The following is a 16704-nucleotide window of genomic DNA, read 5'->3' as shown; positions in this document are numbered from 1 at the left end:
TTGTGTGTAATTTGGCTCAGAGCCGCACCAGGGATTTCAGAACGTCGAGACGGTGCACAACGATCCTCTTGCGACCGGTGCTCACCACACCCCTTTCACGCAGGAGCCCGAACGCACGGGCGACAGCGCGGCGTGACGCGCCCAAGTGTGCCGCGATGTCCTCTTGCGTGAGTGGGGACTCGATGAAAATCTCTTTGCCGTCGACCACTCCGCGTTCGCCCGCGAGGTCGATGAGGTACTTGGCGAGTCGTTTGCTCACGTCCAGGGCAGCGGCGCCGATCCTGGCGTTCTCCGCGTCACGCAGTCTCACCGCCACTGTCTTCAGCAGCGCGACCGCGATGCCGGGAAGGTTCGTCAACGCGGCGAAGAGCTCGCTCTTCGTCAGCTGGACGGCCACCACGGGCCCGATCCCACGTACCGAGGCGCTACGGGGCCAGCCGTGCACGGCGGCGAGTTCTCCCAGGACATCTCCGGGCCCGCGGAGCGCGTAGACGACCTCCCTTCCGTCGTTCAGGGAAGTGGCCACCCGCACCCAGCCGGAGAGCACGACGAGTACGTGGTCCGACGGATCACCCTCGGTTAGCAGGGTGCCGTTCGCCGGGAATTCGCGGCGCAAACCCCGACCTAACAAAAGATCCCGATCACCTTCGGCCAGGTAGGAGAGAAAACTCCCGGCCACGAATTTCTCACCCGTCACGTCCCACCTCTCCGACCGCGGACACGGTTCACACTAGCGACGAGCGCCGCCAGATGACCTCCGCCGATGCGGGCACCTTTGTGTACATCGTCATCGCCCCTTCATCGGACCGAGGTAGGGCTGCCGATCTCGTCGATGACCGAGAAGAACTCTCGGCGGACGAACCAGGGACCTCAGGGCGCCGTGCCGGTGTCCGTCGACTTCTGGAAGAAACAAGATCACCAACCACACGTTCAGGCACTGATCGGACACGCGCCGCAGGCCACCGCCGAGCAAGGCTACGACCGTGCGAGCTTGAAGGTCGATGATGCGGTACGTGCGATGGACGCTCGAGAGTCGACGCACACATCCTGAAGACCGACGACGGCTCAGGAACCGAGCAGTGAACCCGGAGGCTTTGGACGGCCAGGCGAACGGTCGACACCCATCTCGATTGGGTTGACGGCGGAGGCACGACTTCACCATCGCCGGGCACGCTCATTCGAGATTTCTTGTGGTCGAGAAACTGGCGGTGAGGAAACTCGTAGTAGCCGGGCCGGTACTCCGGCCACTAGTCGATTCCTCCCTACATCGGGGGAAGATCACCAGGCCGAAAACCGTGCGCAGGAACCGGATGTCGTTCGGTCAGTCGCCCCGCCAGGTCACCGGTCGCGCCGAAGACCACGAAAACCGTGTGCTGAGGACATCGCTGCAACTGGGCCATCCCCTCAGCGTGCTCCGCTCCCGGTTGACTCGCATTACGAGCGGGACGACTGCCGGTGCACAAAGCCACCGCATGGTACGCAGTGAGCACCCAACGTCGGCCGTGGCGTTGGGTTCGCCGACGACCTCCGGCGGCCCTCCCAGGCTTGCTCGTTCACCGGCCACCGAATGATATGGGTCCACAACGGACCAACAGCCGAGCAGAGCACCCCCTGTCGTGTGTCATAGTGGGTTGGTGCACGAACGCCTGCTGGAACAGCCGGTCATAGCCAGTGTGAAGGACGAGGCCGGGCTGGACGCCGTCGTGGAGGCCGAGCCGCAGATCGTCTTCCTCCTGTTCGGGTCGATCCTGACGCTGCCCGACCTCGTCGAACGGCTGCGCGCGGCGGGCAAGACCGTGCTGGTCAACGTGGATCTGGTCGAGGGGCTGGTGGGCCGGGACATCGCTGTGGCCTTCGTCGCCGAGCGGACGCGGGCCGACGGGGTGCTCAGCAGCAAGGCGGCCATCGTGAAGGCCGCGAAGGCGCGCGGGTTGCTTGCGGTGCACCGGTTCTTCCTTGTCGACTCGTTCTCGTACCACAATGTCGGCAAGCAGCTGGCGATCTCCCAGCCCGACTACATCGAGATCCTGCCCGGGTGCGTGCCCCGGGTGATTACCTGGCTGCGCAAGGACACCGAGGTGCCGATCATCGCGGGCGGGCTCGTGTGCGACAAGGACGACGTTCTGGCGGCACTCGCCGCGGGGGCCGTCGCCATCGCATCGTCCAATGTGGATGTCTGGGCGATGTGAGCCCTCAGTCGCCCGCAGACGCGAGCCACGTGAACAGCGGGTCGGTATAGGTGGGCAGCTCCCGGTACACGTCCACCAGCTGCCGGTAGCGTTCGTGGGTCGCGTGGTCAGGCGTGAACGCCGTGCCGGGCCGTACCATTGCCGCCGTCGCCTCGTCGAAGCCGCCGAACAGGCCCAGTCCCACGCCCGCACAGATCGCCGAGCCCAGCTCCGCGCCGCCCTGCGCGCGCCGTGCCGGCAGGTCGAACGCGTCGGCCACGATCCGCATCAGCACGTCCGAGTCGGCGCCACCGCCGGACACCAGCACCCGGTCGAACTCCGTGCCCAGCTCCGCGGCCATCGCGTTGCCGTTGCCGCACATGGTCAACGCGATCGCTTCGAGGACCGCGCGGTACATGTGGAACGGGCCCTGTCTGCCGTCGAAGCCGAGGAACGCGCCCCTGCGGAACGAGGCGTCCACGGGCGCGAGCCAGTCGAGCACCGCGACGAGGCCGTCGGACCCAGGCGGCACCGTGGCAGCGCCCTCGTTGAGCCAGTCCTGCTCGCCCAGTAGGTCCCGCAGCCAGCTGACCGTCCACATGCCACGCCGGATGCCGTGACTCTCGTAGAGGTACTCGCGCGGCCTGCAGGCGAAGTTCGTCCAGAACGCCTTGGCGTCGTGGACGTTGCGCGCCCCGGTGGTCATCCCCGCGATGTAGGTGCCGAGCGACAACAGCAGGGTCCGGTCGTCGCCGAGACCGCCCCCGAGTGCCTCCACCGCCTTGTCGTTGGCGGTGGCGAACATCGGCACGCCCTCGGGAAGTCCAGTGTGCGCGGCCGCCTCCGCGGTGATGGTGCCGAGCTCGTCGCCGGGCTGGACCAGCTCGAACAGCATCTCGCGGGGGAGTTCGGGCCGGTCGATCCACGTCCAGGTGTCAGTGTCGATCGGCCACACACCCTGGTAGTTGGCGGCGGTGTCGCGGAACTGTCCTGTCATCCTCGCGGTGATGTAGCCCGAGGAGGCGGTGACGTAGCGGACGTCCGGGTTCACGTGCTCGTACGGCCGCGAGACGCGCTCGTCCATCCAGCTCAGGACCGGCTGGGCGAGTGTGCCGTCGGCGCGCAGCATCGCACGGCAGAACCGGATGGTGCACAGCCCGACGCCGAGGATGTCCTCCGGCCTGCCGTCGAACGCCTCCAGCGCCGCGCGCGTGGCCGCGCCGATCGAGTCCCACAGGTCGTCATCGGGGTGCTCGACCACGCCCGGCCGCGGCGTGTCGTTGGGGCGCAACGGGACGCGGGCGCGCGCGTGGACCGTGCCGTGCTCGTCGAACACGGTGACCTTGGTGCTCTGCGAGCCGTTGTCGATGCCGAGCAGGTATCCCGGCATCAGCGGTCCCCGAGGGGGAAGATGGTGCCGGGGTTCATGATTCCGTTGGGGTCGTAGATTTCCTTGAGCTTGCGCAGGATCGGGTAGGCGCTGCCGTGTTCTTCTTCGGTCCAGTGAGCGCGGTACTTGCCGATGCCGTGGTGGTGCACCATCGAACCGCCGCGGGCCAGTGTCTCCTCGACAATGATCGCGTTGAGCGGGATGTGGTACTTCGTGATCTCCTCTCGGGGTTCGCAGTTGATGTCGTAGTCGTAGACGAAGTACATGTTCGTCCCCGTCTGGTAGCTGTGCGAGGAGTGCCCGCCGAGCATCGTGATGTCGTCGACGTGCGGGTACTCCTTGGTGATACGCGAGATCACGGCGTCGTAGATGTCGCCGATCACCGACCAGTTCGCCGACACCTCGGTCGTGTAGCCCAGGTGGTGCTCGGCCAGCATCGTCTCCTGCTCGGCGCGGATCTTGTCCGGGCCCCAGTTGAGGTTGTCGAACCACGCGCGGACCAGTTCCGGGTCCACACGCTCGTTCCGGTGTTTGCCCACGACCCGGTCGATCTCCGCGCTGGTCGCCTCGGCCAGCCCTGCCGGGCCCTCCGCGAGGAACACGGCCACGCACTTGCCGTCGGCGAAATGCGCGAAGTGCTGCGCGGCGTCCTGCTCGGAGTAGACCCGCGCGACGGAGGGATGGTAGCCGTTCGTCACGATCTCGCGCAGGATCTCGATGCCGGTGCGCACGTCGTCGAGCAGGTAGCCGTGGAAGCGGTTGTTCTCCGGCTGGTACTTGAACAGCTTCACCGTGACCTCGGTGACGAAGCACAGCGCGCCCTCGTTGCCGATGACGACGTGCCGGATGTCCGGGCCCGCGGCCCGGCGCGGCACGTTCTTGATCCGGCTGACCGCGCCGTCGGGGAACACCGCCTCCAGGCCGACGACCATGTCCTCGATTCCGCCGTACAGCGTGGAGAACTGGCCGATCGAGCGCGTGGCGACCAGGCCGCCCAGCTGCGCGAGCGGCTTGGACTGCGGTGAGTGGCCGGTGGTCAGGCCCAGCTCGCGCACGCGATCCTCCAGTACCTGCAGCGGGACGCCGCACTGCGCGGTGGCCTGCATGTCGACCGGGTCGACGTGGTGGATCTCGTTCATCTCCGACCCGTCGAGCACCACGGTGCGCCCGACGCTGGTCTCGAGCCCGCCCTCGGTGCCGGTGCGGCCCGTGCGCGGGACGATGTTGACCCCGTGCTCGTTCGCGAACGCCAGCACCGCCGCGACCTGCTCGGTGTCGGCCGCGCGCACGATGGCGATCGGGAACGGCCCGTCGTAGATGCCGTGCACGGCGGTGTACTTCTTGAACCGGTCGACGCTCGCCTCACGCAGCAGCCGCTCGTCGGTGTCCACGCGCTCGGCGCCGGCGATCTCGCGCAGCCGGTCGATGATGGCGGTCGTGTCCATTGTGTCCTTCGCTTTCGTTCCGGTTGGGTTCATCGGGTGAGGTAGCCGCCGTCGACGGTGAGGACGTGCCCGTTCACGTAATCAGAGGCGCGGCTCGCTAGGAAGACCACCGCGCCCATCAGGTCGGCCAGCTCACCCCAGCGGCCGGCGGGGATGTGGTCGAGGACGCGTTGGTTGGTGACCGGGTCCTCGCGGGTCCGTGTCGTGAGGGGGGTGGCGAAGTAGCCGGGGGCGATGGCGTTGCACTGGACGTTGTGCGCGCCGAGTTCGTCGCAGTAGGCCTTGGTGAAGCCGACGATGCCGTGTTTGGTCGCCGCGTAGGCCGGAGACATCTGGCCGCCGAGGAAGGAGAACAGGGAGGCGATGTTGATGATCTTGCCGTGGCCCTGCTCCGTCATCCGCCGTCCGGCCAGCCAGCCGAGCTCGAACGGCGCGGTCAGGTTGAGCGCGACCATCGGGTCCCATTCGTCGCGGCCGAACTCCGCCACCGGAGCCAGTGTGGAGATGCCCGCGGAGTTCACGAGGATGTCGACCGAGCCGAGGGTGTCCACACAGGACTCCACGACACGGGCGGGCTCGCCCGGTTCGGTGAGATCGGTCTTCAGCGTCTCGAAGCGGGTGCCCGCGTCCTCGAGGAGCCGCCGCGTCTCGCCGCCGTCGTCGATCACGCTCGGCACGAAGACGTTCGCACCAGCCTTGGCCAGCGCGACCGTGAACGCGCGCCCGAGGCCGGTGTTGCCACCCGTGACGATCGCGTTGCGGCCGTTCAGAGAGAACAGGTCGAGGGAGAAGTCCTGGATTTCCAACGAAAGCCTTTCTACGGATGGGGAGGTCAGGTCATGGCCGGGGTGCGCGGCTCCGGCTCGGCTGCCGTTTCCCTTTGCTGTACCCACAGTGTCAGGGAGGTCAGTACCAGGCCCAGCACACCGGCGGCGGTGAGGAAGCCGAACAACATGCCGTAGCCGCCGTGCGGGGCCGTGCCGGTCGTCGGGTCGCCGATCCACCAGGCGACCAGGCCGGGCAGGAACGCGTCCGGCAGGTAGGCCAGCCCGGACGCGAGGCCGATCACGCCGCCGCGCTGGTCGGCCGGGATGTTCGCTTCGGTGATGCTCGCCCAGTACACGCCGCGGCTGGCGAACACCATGAACGACAGCACGAACATCAGGGTCACCGCGACCCACTGCAGCGCGGGCGTGCCCGGCAGGAACAGCAGCACCGCCACGCACAGCGTGGCACCGGCGAAGGCGACGCGCAGGAACCGTGGCGTGGACCGGGTGACCTTGTCCACGCAGAACCCGCCGACCGGGCCCGCGACGAACTGGAAGACGTAGCTGCGCACGACACCGAGGATGCCGATCAGCCCCGCCGTGACGCCGAAGTTGTGTTGCAGCAAGGGGGAGAAGTAGCCGAGCGTCGTGTAGAAGCAGTACATCAGCATGATCGTGCCGCCGAGCAGCCAGGTGTACTTGTTCCGCGCGGCCGTCAGCACCTGGCGCAGCGACAGGGCCGAGCGCTCGCCGTCGGGCGCGCGGTCGGCGTGGTCGCGCAGCGCGAACCAGATCAGCACGGCGAGGACGAGACAAAGGCCGCCGTAGATCGCGATGAGGGTGAGCACACCGACAGCCGGGGCCAGCGCGGTGCCGATCAGGTACGCCCCGAGCAGGCTGATCAGCGTCGAGGTGACGCCGCGGATTGCTTCCAGGAAACCGAAAAGCCTGCCTTGCTGTTCGGCGGATCCGAAGGCGCCGATCGCCTTCACCAGAGCAGGCCAGTAGAGCGCCATTCCGGCGAACGCCATCGCGATGTGCGCGAGCAGCACCGTGGTGTAGCCGGGGATGACGGTCAGCGACAGGTCCGCGAGCCCGGTGATCGCCAGCGCGGCCACGACCAGCGTGCGCGGGGCGAAACGGTCCGCGAACCAGCCGCCGGCGAAATACATGATCGCGGCCACCGCGCCGAAGACGGACATGACGCCGCCGTATTCCTGCGCGGTGAGCCCGAGCGCTTGATAGGTCGGTTCCAGGAAAACGAAACGGATGTAGGCGACCTGGAAAATGACACCGCCGGATATACACAGCAGTAAATAGCTCAACCGCCTCCGCGCAGCGTTCACCTGGACCACCTCGCCGTGGGAGATAAAGGCACAAAAAAAGAGAACAGTATCCCCGTGGCGAAATTGGGGTTACTGTTCTCTGCGTCTCTAGTAACGTTGTATTCAGTTCTGGTGGATGGCAGCGTACCCACAGCTCCGCGAGCGTGTCAAGACCAGTGTTCCCGTGGGTTTGGCCTGGTCGGCGGCGGTCTCACTCGCTCCGGTAACGTTCGGGTGGCCGTGGCTCGGCAGGTCGAGGGCCTTCCGGTAGCCGCTCCGAACTCGCCCGTGGTGGTGTATTGACACTCCGAGGAAGCGGTCCCCATACTCGACGCTGCCACAAAGGGGAACGTGTTCCATATGTGGAACGAATGCGGTTCGGGTGGCCCATCCGTCTTTTTCACAAGGAGTTGAAAGCCTGCCGGGCGCGGGATCGCTACGTCATCAACCGGGACGGACCGCCGCTGCCACCCGTTCGATGAGGTCGTAGGGCACCGGTTGCCGGTACATGAAGCGCACGGTGTCCTTCTTCGTTCGGTACGGCTCTAGCAGCGTCTCGAGTTCGTCGTCCAGGCGCGGTACCGGATAGAGGCCGACGTGGGTCTTCCAACCGGCGAAATGCAGGGAGTACCTGCCGCCGAGCATGAACGCCGGCATGCCGTAGCGGATCCGCTCCTCCGCGCCAGGCAGGGCCCGGCGCATCGCGGCGGCCACTTTGGACAGTACCTCCCGAGTCTCGGGCGGGTGGGCGGCGACGTATTCGTCGATGCTGCCCGGCGCGGTCACGACCGCCTCCGTTCGGGCGGGAGGACGCCGTCGGAGCCGGTGCCGCCCAGCGGCGTGCCGGCCGCCAGCGGCTGCCGGGTGGACCTCTGCCGCCTGTGCCGCAGCGCCGCCGCGGCGAGGAAGCTGAGCGGCGCCAGGGTCAGGTGGCAGGTCGCGAGCGCAATCGTGCTGGCGGTGTCGAAGCCGGCTGGCAGCGTCATCAGCCCAATGGTCCCCACAGCCGCCAGCGGCGCTCCGACCAAGGCGAAGCGATACAGTGCCGGCCAGCGCGGGCCGGCCACCGCCACGAGCAGCAGGCCGGCCAGCAGTGGCACGGCGGTGAAGCCGGCCACGGTGACCGCGTCGACGGCCATCGACCGGCCGTCGCGGGTGAAGGCGTACCGCGCCCCGGCTGTCAGGCCGGTGGCGTACACGACCAGGTTGATCGCGACCGCGGCGACGACAGCAGTGGCCACCACCGCGCCCCTCGACCACGACCCCCTTCGCCGTCGCGACGTCAGGTCGCCGTCCGACCGGAGGATTTCGGTCCACCTCATGCCGGCACCTGTCCACGGCGCAGGAATGCTTCGATCCGGTTGAACGCGCCGACCCACACCTCGCCGGTGAAGAAGTCGCGGATCTCTGGCGTCGGGAAGCCGCTCTGCATTACGGTCATCAGCGTCCCGCCGTCCTTCGGCTCGAAGGTGACCTCAATGGTCGTGGTCATGGTCATGCCGTCCGGGCTGCTGCCGCGGGACTCGGTCACCAGCCGGTGCGGGCGCTCAATGACCAGGAAGGTCTGCACCTCCCGGAACAGCTGATCCGGGCTCGGGCCCCACACCGCGGTCTGCGTGCCCCCGACGCGCAAGTCCACCTCAATCTCGACGATTCCCGGCGCCTCGTCGAGAATGCTGAACCAGATCTTCTGCTTCTCCGCGTCGGTGTAGGCGTCGAACACCTCCTCCGGGGTGGCCGGCAACTGCCGCGTCATCCTCAGTTCCAAGTCCTCTGTGCCGGTTGACCGCTCCGCCGACTCGCTGCTCACATCGCTCACGCGTCCGCTCCCTTTCCGTCTGCCCCTTTGAGGAGGGTGAAGTAGGCCTCGAGACCGTCGAGACGACGCTCCCAGAGCCGTTGGTAGAAGCTGATCCAAGCCATCGCGTCCTCCAGGCGCTCCTCGCCTAGGCGACACACCCGTGTGCGGCCGACCTTCTCGCTGATCACCAGATCGGCGTCCTCGAGCACCCGCACGTGCTTGGCCATTCCCGTCAGGCTCATCGCGAACGGTTCGGCCAGTTCCCCGAGCGAAGCCGGTCCGCGTCCGAGGCGGACGAGCACCTCCCGTCGGGTGGAATCCGCCACAGCGGAGAAGACCCGGTCGAGTACCTCATGGTGAACCATACGGTTGACTATAAATCAGTGAACCGAAAGGTTCAATATCTCCGCGGGTCCGACGTGACCGGTAGTGCTGTCAAGGCGCTGTCCCACGCCCGGGTACTCACGAGGCACGCCGCGACGAGGAGGTGGACCACGTGGTCGCCTACTTCGAGGTCCTGCACCGAGTTGCCGACCTCCGTCGAGGTGATCGTCCGAGTGGCAACACCCGATGCGGCATGGACGTCGGGGACACCCGGCCCCGGCGCTGCAGCCTGAAATCCAGTCCTGGCGTTCGTGGTAAAGCAGCTCGCCGACAAGGTCGTGTGCGTTGTCGGCGACCGTCGTAGAAATAGCTCTCCCGAGGTTCGGACGCTGAGCGATATGGTCGATTCCAACGCGCCGACCGCAGCGAGTTGGAATGGGGGCGAGATGAAACTGTTCCGACGTCGGCGCCGTCGAGGGTTGCGGAACTACGTTTACGTCTCGGACACCAAGCTGGACATGTTCTTCGAGCAGATCGACCCAGCGGACCGGCGGCAAGTGTCGGCGGAACTCTCACTGGATCTCGGGATCGCCGGCGTGGCGATCAGCACCGCCGACCAGCCGGCCGCAACACGCATGGCCAAGCTCGCCGTGGTCGAACGTTACATCGACAACCACCACCAGGTCGGCACTCCTGGCTTGCCAGGACGGGAGTTCTTCCGCGGACGGATGCCCATGTACTGGGGCGCACTACATGCCGAGGAATACTTGAAGGATCACCCCCACGACCCCGCCAGGGCAGCCGCGGACTTGCTGGTATTTCGGGGGTTCGATCCCCAGGACGGATCAATGGTGTTCCTCACCGGATCGCCGGGTCACCTGATCCACCAAACCCAATCGGAGCAAGCAGCGGTAGGGCTCTCGTCGATCATGATTTTGCAGCATCTTCTGGAGTTGCTTGACGACGACGCTTACCAGCCCTACGACCAGGTGGCCTCAAGGGCGCTGAAGGTGGGTGCACGATGCCGAATTCGAGGCGCCCAACAGTACCTTCAGTTCCTCGCCGTACCGTTCGGCGACACCTTCTTCCCACTGCCCACACGCCTCGGTGACCCCTGGGCAGGCGACTCCAGCGGTCCGGCCGAGAACCACGGCGTGATCGGCACTCCCCTCTACGTCGCCCACGGCTGACCCGATGCCGGGGCAGGCCGAACCTGCTCAGTAGCTGTGTCGAGCCCGCGATCGCCGCTGGTTTGATGACTTGATAAGTTCATCAAACCAGGAGGTGGATGGATTGCCCGCGCGTTCCCGAACGACTGAGCCGCTGTACCGGATCAAGGCGGACCTGTTCAAGTGCCTCGCGCACCCGACCCGGATCCAGGTGCTTGAAGTGCTGGCTGCTGCGGGGGATGAGGGTGCACCGGTGACGCAGTTGCTCGGGGTGACGGGTTGCGAGGCGTCGCAGCTTTCGCAGCACTTGGCTGTGCTGCGCCGTACTGGTGTGGTGGCGTCCACGCGCACGGGTAATGCCGTGGAGTACTGGCTGGCGCAGCCTCTTGTCGGCGAGCTGCTCGTTGTGGCGCGTGCCTTCCTGTTGTCGAGTCTGACTCCGGGATCCGATCAGTTGGAGGCGGCGCGCCGCCTGCCGCCGTTGCCGGGCGCGAGCCCCCGGGCGCTGCTGGAGGCCGTCGAGGAGGACCGGGCGTGAGCGCGCTGTCCGCGGCGCGGAGCCTGCTGCCGCGTCGGGACGATTACGACCTGCGTCCGACCGTGCTGCGTGCTGACGTGCTGGCCGGGGTCACCGTGGGTGTGGTCGCGCTGCCCCTGGCGCTGGCCTTCGGGGTGAGTTCGGGTGTCGGCCCGGCGGCCGGGCTGGTGACCGCGGTCGTCGCCGGGCTGGTGGCGGCGGTGTTCGGTGGCTCGTCTGTTCAGGTTTCCGGCCCTACCGGGGCGATGGCTGTGGTTCTGGCGCCGATCGTCGCCGCGCACGGGCTTGCGTCCGTGGCGCTGGTCACCGTCCTCGGTGGACTGATCGTCCTCGCCGCGGGTCTCGCTCGGCTGGGCCGTGTGGTGACCTTCATCCCGTGGCCTGTGGTCGAGGGCTTCACGTTCGGTATCGCGTGCATCATCTTCCTGCAGCAGGTTCCCGCTGCGGTCGGTGTCGCCGCCGAGCCAGGCCACAACACGCTCCTGACCGCGTGGGACGCCGTGCGGGAGGTCCTCGCCGGTGGCGACTGGGCAGCCGTGGCCTGGCCGCTCTGCACTGTGGGAGTCGTCGCGGCGATCATGGTGTTGCTGCCGCGGCTGCATGCGGCGATTCCAGCTTCGCTGGTGGGTGTCGCTGTGGTCACGCTCGCCGCCGAGGCCCTGCAGGCGCGGGTGCCGAGGATCGGTGCTCTGCCGGATTCCTTGCCCGCACCGGTATTCCCGGCGCTGGAGTTGGGCGCGGCGCGGGAGCTGGCCGGTGCCGCGCTCGCGGTGGCGGCGCTGGCGGCCATCGAATCGCTGCTGTCGGCACGGGTCGGGGGCTCGATGGTTCAGGCGGGTCCCGGGGTCGCGAACGTCTACCAGCCCGACCGTGAGCTGGTGGGCCAGGGGCTTGCCTCGGTGGCGAGCGGCCTGTTCGGCGGGATGCCCGCCACCGGCGCCATCGCCCGCACTGCGGTGAACGTGCGCTCGGGAGCCAGGACGCGGCTTGCGGCGGTGGTACACGCTGTGGTGATCCTCGTGGTCATCTACGCCGCGACCGGGCCGGTGTCGCGTATCCCGCTCGCCGCGCTCGCGGGCGTACTCATGGTCACGAGCTTCCGGATGATTCCTGTTAGGACGGTCCGTGTCGTGCTGGGCGCGGGCTGGTCCAGCGCGGTGACGTTCATGGTGACGGCGGGCGTCACGGTGGCGTTCGACCTGATCCAGGCCATTGAGGTCGGGATCCTGGTGGCTGCCTTTTTCGCGCTCCGTCAGGTTGCCCGTGGGGCCGGGGTGCATCGCGAGACACTGCCCGGCCCGGCCCAGCCGGGCGACGAGCGCATCGCCCTGTTCCGGCTCGAGGGAGCCATGTTCTTCGGTGCGTCCGAGCGCGTGCTGAGCCAGGTGTCCGAGCTGTCGATCACAGACGGCGTGGCGGTGGTCGTGTTACGCCTGTCGCAGCTGCGCATGGTCGACGCGACCGGCGCCAAGGCGCTCGGCGAGCTCGTCGGCGGCCTTCAGGCCCGTGGTGTGACCGTCCTGGTCAAGGGCGTGCAGCACCGGCACCGCAGGCTGTTGACCACCGTCGGGGTGCTGGGCGAGCTCCGCCACGAGCGCCACGTCCACGACCACCTCGACGACGCGGTCGCCCACGCCCGCGCGCACGTGAGGAAAGCAGCCGAGACCGCAGACACGCCACCGCGGTGACCTTCGCGCCCTCGCTGGATCGTTAGCAGGAAGCGCATCTCGGTGAACATGTCGTAGCCGTAGCAAAGCTCGTGGGTGTGGCATGTCACGACACGGCTTCCTGGTCGGCGAACGCCGTGTGATGCCGCCCTAGCGGCAGCATGAGTGGCCTGCCGGAGGTGGGGTCGGTGATGATGCGGCTGTCGAGACCGAACACGGCGCGCACGGTGTCGGTGGTGAGCACCTCGCCTGGATGCCCGGCGATGTGCACTCGCCCGTCGGCGAGCGCAACGAGGTGGTCGGCGTAGCGAACTGCGAGGGTGAGGTCGTGTAGCACCATCACGATGGTCGTACCGCGGTCGCAGTTGAGGTCGGTGAGCAGGTCGAGCACCTCGACCTGGTGGCTCACGTCGAGGAAGGTGGTTGGCTCGTCCAGCAACAACAGCTCGGTCTCCTGGGCGAGCGCCATCGCGATCCACACCCGTTGCCGCTGTCCGCCGGACAGCTCGTCGACCGCACGCTCGGCCAGGTCGAGCGTGCTGGTCGCCTCCAGAGCCGCGGCGACCGCCTCATCGTCACGACGGCTCCACCGGGAGAGCACGCGCTGGTGCGGATGCCTGCCCCGGCCGACGAGATCGGCGACGGTGATGCCTTCGGGTGCGATCGGCGACTGGGGGAGCAGGCCGAGCGTGCGGGCGAGCTCCTTGGCAGGCATCCGGTGTACCTGCTTGCCGTCGAGCAGCACGTGCCCGTCGCGGGGGGCCAGCAGCCGGGACATCGAACGCAGCAAAGTGGACTTGCCGGACGCGTTGGCGCCGACGATGGCGGTGATCCGCCCCGGGGGCACGGTGAGGTCGAGTGAGCTGATCACAGTGCGGTCCCGGTAGCCGAGCTCGAGCCGCTCGGCGACGAGGGTATGGGATGCGGTCACAGTGAGCCTCCCGTGCGGTTGGTTCGGATGATGAGGTACAGCAGGTAGGGCGCACCGAGTGCACCGGTGACCACCCCGACCGGGTAACGGGTGCCGAAGGCGAACTGTCCGACGAGGTCGGCTGCGAGCACGAGCAGCGCTCCCACCAACGCCGATGGGACCAGCAGGACGCCGCGGGGCCCGACGATGCGCGCCGCGATCGGCCCCGCCAGGAACGCGACGAATGCGACCGGCCCGGCGGCGGCGGTGGCGAAGGCGATGAGGCCGACGGCGCCGACAATGAGCAGGATGCGGGTGCGTTCCGTGTGCACGCCCATGGCAGCAGCCGCATCGTCGCCGAGCTGCAATATCGACAGATTACGTGCCTGACCGAGCAGCACGGGTCCCAGCGCGGCGAGGGCGATCAGCACCGGGAGCACGTCGCCCCAGGTGACGCCGTTGAGGCTGCCGGTGAGCCAGCGCATCGCCTCCTGCAGCTCCCATTGCGGGGCTTTGCTGAGCACGTACGCCGTGACGGAGTTGAGCATCGCGGCGATACCGATGCCGATCAGAACCAGCCGCGTGCCTACCACTCCGCTGCGGAACGACAACAGGTACACCATGATCGCCACAGCGAGCCCGACGACAATGGCGAACACCGACACCCGCGCGCCGCCGAACCCCAGGATGACGATGGCGAACGCGGCGGCCGCGCTCGCACCCGCGCTGATGCCGATGATGTCAGGGCTGGCGAGTGGGTTGCGAAGCATCGTCTGAAACGTGATGCCGCCAAGCCCGAAGCAGGCGCCGGCGACCACGGCGAGCGCCGCCCGCGGCAGGCGCAGGCGCCCGACGGTGAACGAAGCACCCGGAACATCGTCACCGAGAAGCACGCCGAGCACCTCGCCCGGTGTGTAGAACGTCCTGCCGACCATGAGTGCGAGCGCGAACATGGCGACGATGAGCGCGGCGAGTACGGCGATGACGATCCGCCGTCGGCGGCCGCGCCGGACACGGCTTGCGGTGACGATCCCGACGCTCGAAGCGTCATGGGCGGCGAGTGGGGTTTTCACAGCTCACGCACCTTCTGCCTGCGCACGATCGCGATGAAGAACGGGGCGCCGACGAGCGCGGTGATGATGCCGACGTCGACCTCCTCTGGACGGGCGATGACGCGGCCGAGCACATCGGAGGCGGTCAGCAGGCCCGCCCCCGTGAGAGCGGAGAACGGCAGCAACCAACGGTGGTCTACGCCAACGAGCAGCCGGCACAGGTGAGGGACGACGAGCCCAACGAATCCGATCGGGCCCGCGACCGCTGTCGCCGCGCCACACAACAGCACTGCTCCGAGGGAGGCGAACCCGCGCGCGATGGCCACGCGCTCACCGAGCCCCGCGGCCAGTTCGTCACCGAGGGCGAGGGAGTTGAGTGCGCGGGCGGAGAGCAGGCAGATCACCGTTCCGACCGCAAGGAAGGGCAGGACCTGCCCAATGGCTTCGAAACTCGCGCCGCCGACACCGCCGATCTGCCAGGAGCGCACGGAGCCGGCAATGTCGCCGCGTGGCAGCACTACCGCGCTGATGAACGAGGCGAAGGTTGCGGTGGTCGCCGCCCCTGCCAGAGCCAGCTTCAGCGGCGTTGCCCCGCCCCGGCCGAGCGAGCCGATAAGGTAGACCAGCACAGCGGTGACGGCCGCGCCCGCGATGGCAGTCCAGATGAAGCCGCTGAACCTCCACAGGCCGAACCAGGCAATGCCGGTGACGACGGCGAGGGAGGCCCCCATGTTCACGCCGAGTATGCCGGGATCGGCCAGCGGGTTGCGGGTCACACCCTGCATCACCGCGCCGGCCAAGCCGAGGCAGGCGCCAAGGAGAAGGGCGAGCACGGTGCGGGAGATGCGTTTGGTGACCGCCGCCTGGTTGAGACCATCCACGGAGCCGTCCAGTGCGGCGATCACGTCGTCCCATGAGACGACCCGCGAGCCGATCACGACGGACGCGACCACGAGCCCTGCCAGCACAACCGCCACGACGAGCAGCCACAGCAACCTCACCCGCGTCGGGCGCCGCAGGACGGCGACGCCCGAGGTCGACGGCGATACGCCAGCGGTCACCTCGCCCGGTCCACGGCCTCGGCCAGCAGGGCGACATAGTCCTCGAGGACCCACGAGATCGCCAGCGGAGTCGGGTTCGCCGCGGTCCCCAGCGGCCCGCTGCCGTCGAGGAACACCACCGCGTTGTTGGCGATGGCAGGCATCTGCGACAGCAGCGGGTCGGCCTTCAGGGCGTCGACCAGCGCCTGGTCACCGTAGGTGACGATCAGCTTCACGTCGTCGAAGAGGTCCACCCTTTCAGCGCTGATGCTGCCGGAGAACTCGCCGGCCCCGGACGCCTCGGCGACCGCCTTGGGGGTGCTCAGCCCGAGGTCCTTGAAGAAGGCCGCCCGGGTGTCGTTTTCGGTGTAGAAGTTCACCGTGCTCAGGTCGGTGGTGTCGACGTGTGTGACGAACATGGTCGCTTTGCCGGCCAGCTGTGGATACTCACCGACGGTGGTGGCGAGCTGCGCCTCGATGTCCGCAACCAGCTGATCACCCTCCTCGGCAAGACCGAGGCCCTTCGCGTTGTAGCGGATGACCTCGCGCCAGGACGTTGCCCACGGTGCCGTCGGGTAGGCGACGACCGGTGCGATCTCGCTGAGTGTGTCGTAGTCCTCTTTGGTCAGTCCGGAGTAGGCGGCGAGAATGACGTCGGGGTTGGTGTCTGCCACGGCCTCGAAGTCGATGCCGTCGGTCTCGTCGAACAGTGCTGGAGTCTCCGTGCCCAGCTCGTCGAGTTTCTCCTGCACCCATGGCAACAGGCCGTTGCCGTCATCGTCGCCGAAGTTCGCCGCGGCCATGCCGACCGGCACGATCCCGAGCGCAAGCGGCACCTCGTGGTTGGCCCAGTTGACAGTGGCCACCCGCTGTGGAGCTTCCTCGATGGTGGTCGTGCCCAGTGCGTGCTCGATGACGATGGGAAACTCACCCGACGGCGCGTCGGCGGCACCGGACTGAGGTGCCTCGGAAGGAGCCGTGGAGCAGGCGGAGAGGGCAATGGCGACCGATCCGGCCAGCGCCAGGACGAAGGAACGACGTGAAAACATGCGGAAGAAGCTCATCTCTCAAGAAGGGCGGGGCCCTCACTCGCCGCCAAATCTTCGGC

At 67.7% G+C, this 16704-nt stretch carries 18 protein-coding genes; 5 read left to right on the top strand and 13 right to left on the bottom strand.

What is annotated here, in order from left to right; genetic code table 11:
- Nucleotides 1-16 precede the first annotated feature (16 nt).
- On the bottom strand, nucleotides 17-697 hold the full coding sequence (locus ABZ863_RS18715; RefSeq protein ID WP_358537032.1) for a Crp/Fnr family transcriptional regulator: 681 nt from the start codon (nucleotides 695-697) through the stop codon (nucleotides 17-19).
- A 135-nt stretch (nucleotides 698-832) separates the two neighbouring features.
- Here ABZ863_RS18715 and ABZ863_RS18710 point away from each other — a divergent pair, with 135 nt between their 5' ends.
- A complete protein-coding gene (locus ABZ863_RS18710; RefSeq protein ID WP_358537030.1) occupies nucleotides 833-1051 on the top strand; it encodes a hypothetical protein in 219 nt (72 codons plus the stop codon).
- A gap of 583 nt (nucleotides 1052-1634) precedes the next feature.
- Nucleotides 1635-2189 carry a glycerol-3-phosphate responsive antiterminator gene (locus tag ABZ863_RS18705; RefSeq protein WP_358537027.1) on the top strand — a complete coding sequence of 185 codons (555 nt, stop codon included), beginning with the start codon at nucleotides 1635-1637 and terminating at the stop codon, nucleotides 2187-2189.
- A 4-nt stretch (nucleotides 2190-2193) separates the two neighbouring features.
- Here the strand turns inward: ABZ863_RS18705 and ABZ863_RS18700 are convergent, their stop codons facing one another.
- The 8 genes from ABZ863_RS18700 to ABZ863_RS18665 form a co-directional block, all read right to left on the bottom strand.
- Nucleotides 2194-3558, bottom strand: coding sequence for an FGGY-family carbohydrate kinase (locus tag ABZ863_RS18700; protein WP_358537025.1), 1365 nt, complete (start codon nucleotides 3556-3558; stop codon nucleotides 2194-2196).
- The gene (locus tag ABZ863_RS18695) at nucleotides 3558-5003 is read right to left on the bottom strand and encodes an FAD-binding oxidoreductase (protein WP_358537022.1); all 1446 of its coding nucleotides are present in this window, start codon (nucleotides 5001-5003) and stop codon (nucleotides 3558-3560) included. The genes ABZ863_RS18700 and ABZ863_RS18695 overlap by 1 nt, the downstream gene beginning before the upstream one ends.
- 29 nt (nucleotides 5004-5032) lie before the next feature.
- Nucleotides 5033-5809, bottom strand: a complete 777-nt coding sequence (locus ABZ863_RS18690; protein ID WP_358537020.1) for an SDR family oxidoreductase — start codon at nucleotides 5807-5809, stop codon at nucleotides 5033-5035.
- 26 nt (nucleotides 5810-5835) lie between these two features.
- Nucleotides 5836-7116 (bottom strand): MFS transporter, encoded by a 1281-nt coding sequence (locus ABZ863_RS18685; RefSeq protein WP_358537018.1) that lies wholly within the window; start codon nucleotides 7114-7116, stop codon nucleotides 5836-5838.
- A gap of 423 nt (nucleotides 7117-7539) precedes the next feature.
- On the bottom strand, nucleotides 7540-7881 hold the full coding sequence (locus tag ABZ863_RS18680) for a DUF1801 domain-containing protein (RefSeq protein ID WP_358537016.1): 342 nt from the start codon (nucleotides 7879-7881) through the stop codon (nucleotides 7540-7542).
- The gene (locus tag ABZ863_RS18675; protein ID WP_358537014.1) at nucleotides 7878-8417 is read right to left on the bottom strand and encodes a DUF6069 family protein; all 540 of its coding nucleotides are present in this window, start codon (nucleotides 8415-8417) and stop codon (nucleotides 7878-7880) included. The genes ABZ863_RS18680 and ABZ863_RS18675 overlap by 4 nt, the downstream gene beginning before the upstream one ends.
- Nucleotides 8414-8914 (bottom strand): SRPBCC domain-containing protein, encoded by a 501-nt coding sequence (locus ABZ863_RS18670; RefSeq protein WP_358537011.1) that lies wholly within the window; start codon nucleotides 8912-8914, stop codon nucleotides 8414-8416. Before ABZ863_RS18670 ends, ABZ863_RS18675 begins: the two co-directional genes overlap by 4 nt.
- Nucleotides 8911-9261, bottom strand: a complete 351-nt coding sequence (locus ABZ863_RS18665; RefSeq protein ID WP_358537009.1) for a metalloregulator ArsR/SmtB family transcription factor — start codon at nucleotides 9259-9261, stop codon at nucleotides 8911-8913. Before ABZ863_RS18665 ends, ABZ863_RS18670 begins: the two co-directional genes overlap by 4 nt.
- Before the next feature lie 357 nt (nucleotides 9262-9618).
- Between ABZ863_RS18665 and ABZ863_RS18660 the strand changes: the two genes are divergently transcribed.
- The 3 genes from ABZ863_RS18660 (at nucleotide 9619) to ABZ863_RS18650 (ending at nucleotide 12615) form a co-directional block, all read left to right on the top strand.
- On the top strand, nucleotides 9619-10410 hold the full coding sequence (locus tag ABZ863_RS18660) for an SAVMC3_10250 family protein (RefSeq protein WP_358537007.1): 792 nt from the start codon (nucleotides 9619-9621) through the stop codon (nucleotides 10408-10410).
- Between the two features lie 103 nt (nucleotides 10411-10513).
- On the top strand, nucleotides 10514-10927 hold the full coding sequence (locus ABZ863_RS18655; RefSeq protein WP_358537005.1) for a metalloregulator ArsR/SmtB family transcription factor: 414 nt from the start codon (nucleotides 10514-10516) through the stop codon (nucleotides 10925-10927).
- Nucleotides 10924-12615, top strand: a complete 1692-nt coding sequence (locus ABZ863_RS18650) for a SulP family inorganic anion transporter (protein WP_358537003.1) — start codon at nucleotides 10924-10926, stop codon at nucleotides 12613-12615. Before ABZ863_RS18655 ends, ABZ863_RS18650 begins: the two co-directional genes overlap by 4 nt.
- An 85-nt stretch (nucleotides 12616-12700) precedes the next feature.
- On the opposite strand, the gene ABZ863_RS18645 is transcribed toward ABZ863_RS18650, so the two are convergent.
- Genes ABZ863_RS18645 through ABZ863_RS18630 form a run of 4 tightly spaced genes read right to left on the bottom strand, consistent with a single transcriptional unit; the run spans nucleotide 12701 to nucleotide 16645 of the window.
- Nucleotides 12701-13525 carry an ABC transporter ATP-binding protein gene (locus ABZ863_RS18645; RefSeq protein ID WP_358537001.1) on the bottom strand — a complete coding sequence of 275 codons (825 nt, stop codon included), beginning with the start codon at nucleotides 13523-13525 and terminating at the stop codon, nucleotides 12701-12703.
- Nucleotides 13522-14577: an iron chelate uptake ABC transporter family permease subunit gene (locus ABZ863_RS18640; RefSeq protein WP_358536999.1), complete on the bottom strand. Its 1056-nt coding sequence runs from the start codon at nucleotides 14575-14577 to the stop codon at nucleotides 13522-13524. Before ABZ863_RS18640 ends, ABZ863_RS18645 begins: the two co-directional genes overlap by 4 nt.
- Nucleotides 14574-15617 carry an iron ABC transporter permease gene (locus ABZ863_RS18635; protein ID WP_358536997.1) on the bottom strand — a complete coding sequence of 348 codons (1044 nt, stop codon included), beginning with the start codon at nucleotides 15615-15617 and terminating at the stop codon, nucleotides 14574-14576. Before ABZ863_RS18635 ends, ABZ863_RS18640 begins: the two co-directional genes overlap by 4 nt.
- Nucleotides 15614-16645, bottom strand: coding sequence for an iron-siderophore ABC transporter substrate-binding protein (locus ABZ863_RS18630; protein ID WP_358536995.1), 1032 nt, complete (start codon nucleotides 16643-16645; stop codon nucleotides 15614-15616). Before ABZ863_RS18630 ends, ABZ863_RS18635 begins: the two co-directional genes overlap by 4 nt.
- Nucleotides 16646-16704: the final 59 nt, after the last annotated feature.

Origin of the sequence: Saccharomonospora sp. NPDC046836 (genome assembly GCF_040645195.1) — a bacterium.
Classification (GTDB): Bacteria; Actinomycetota; Actinomycetes; order Mycobacteriales; family Pseudonocardiaceae; genus Prauserella_A.
This window is presented reverse-complemented; position numbering and strand designations above follow the sequence as displayed.

Bases quoted from the DNA above. Each gene is read 5' to 3' on its own strand.
- ABZ863_RS18710 (WP_358537030.1), top strand. From the start codon at position 833: ATGACCGAGAAGAACTCTCGGCGGACGAACCAGGGACCTCAGGGCGCC.
- ABZ863_RS18700 (WP_358537025.1), bottom strand. From the start codon at position 3,558: ATGCCGGGATACCTGCTCGGCATCGACAACGGCTCGCAGAGCACCAAG.
- ABZ863_RS18695 (WP_358537022.1), bottom strand. From the start codon at position 5,003: ATGGACACGACCGCCATCATCGACCGGCTGCGCGAGATCGCCGGCGCC.
- ABZ863_RS18675 (WP_358537014.1), bottom strand. From the start codon at position 8,417: ATGAGGTGGACCGAAATCCTCCGGTCGGACGGCGACCTGACGTCGCGA.
- ABZ863_RS18665 (WP_358537009.1), bottom strand. From the start codon at position 9,261: ATGGTTCACCATGAGGTACTCGACCGGGTCTTCTCCGCTGTGGCGGAT.
- ABZ863_RS18660 (WP_358537007.1), top strand. From the start codon at position 9,619: ATGGTCGATTCCAACGCGCCGACCGCAGCGAGTTGGAATGGGGGCGAG.
- ABZ863_RS18630 (WP_358536995.1), bottom strand. From the start codon at position 16,645: ATGTTTTCACGTCGTTCCTTCGTCCTGGCGCTGGCCGGATCGGTCGCC.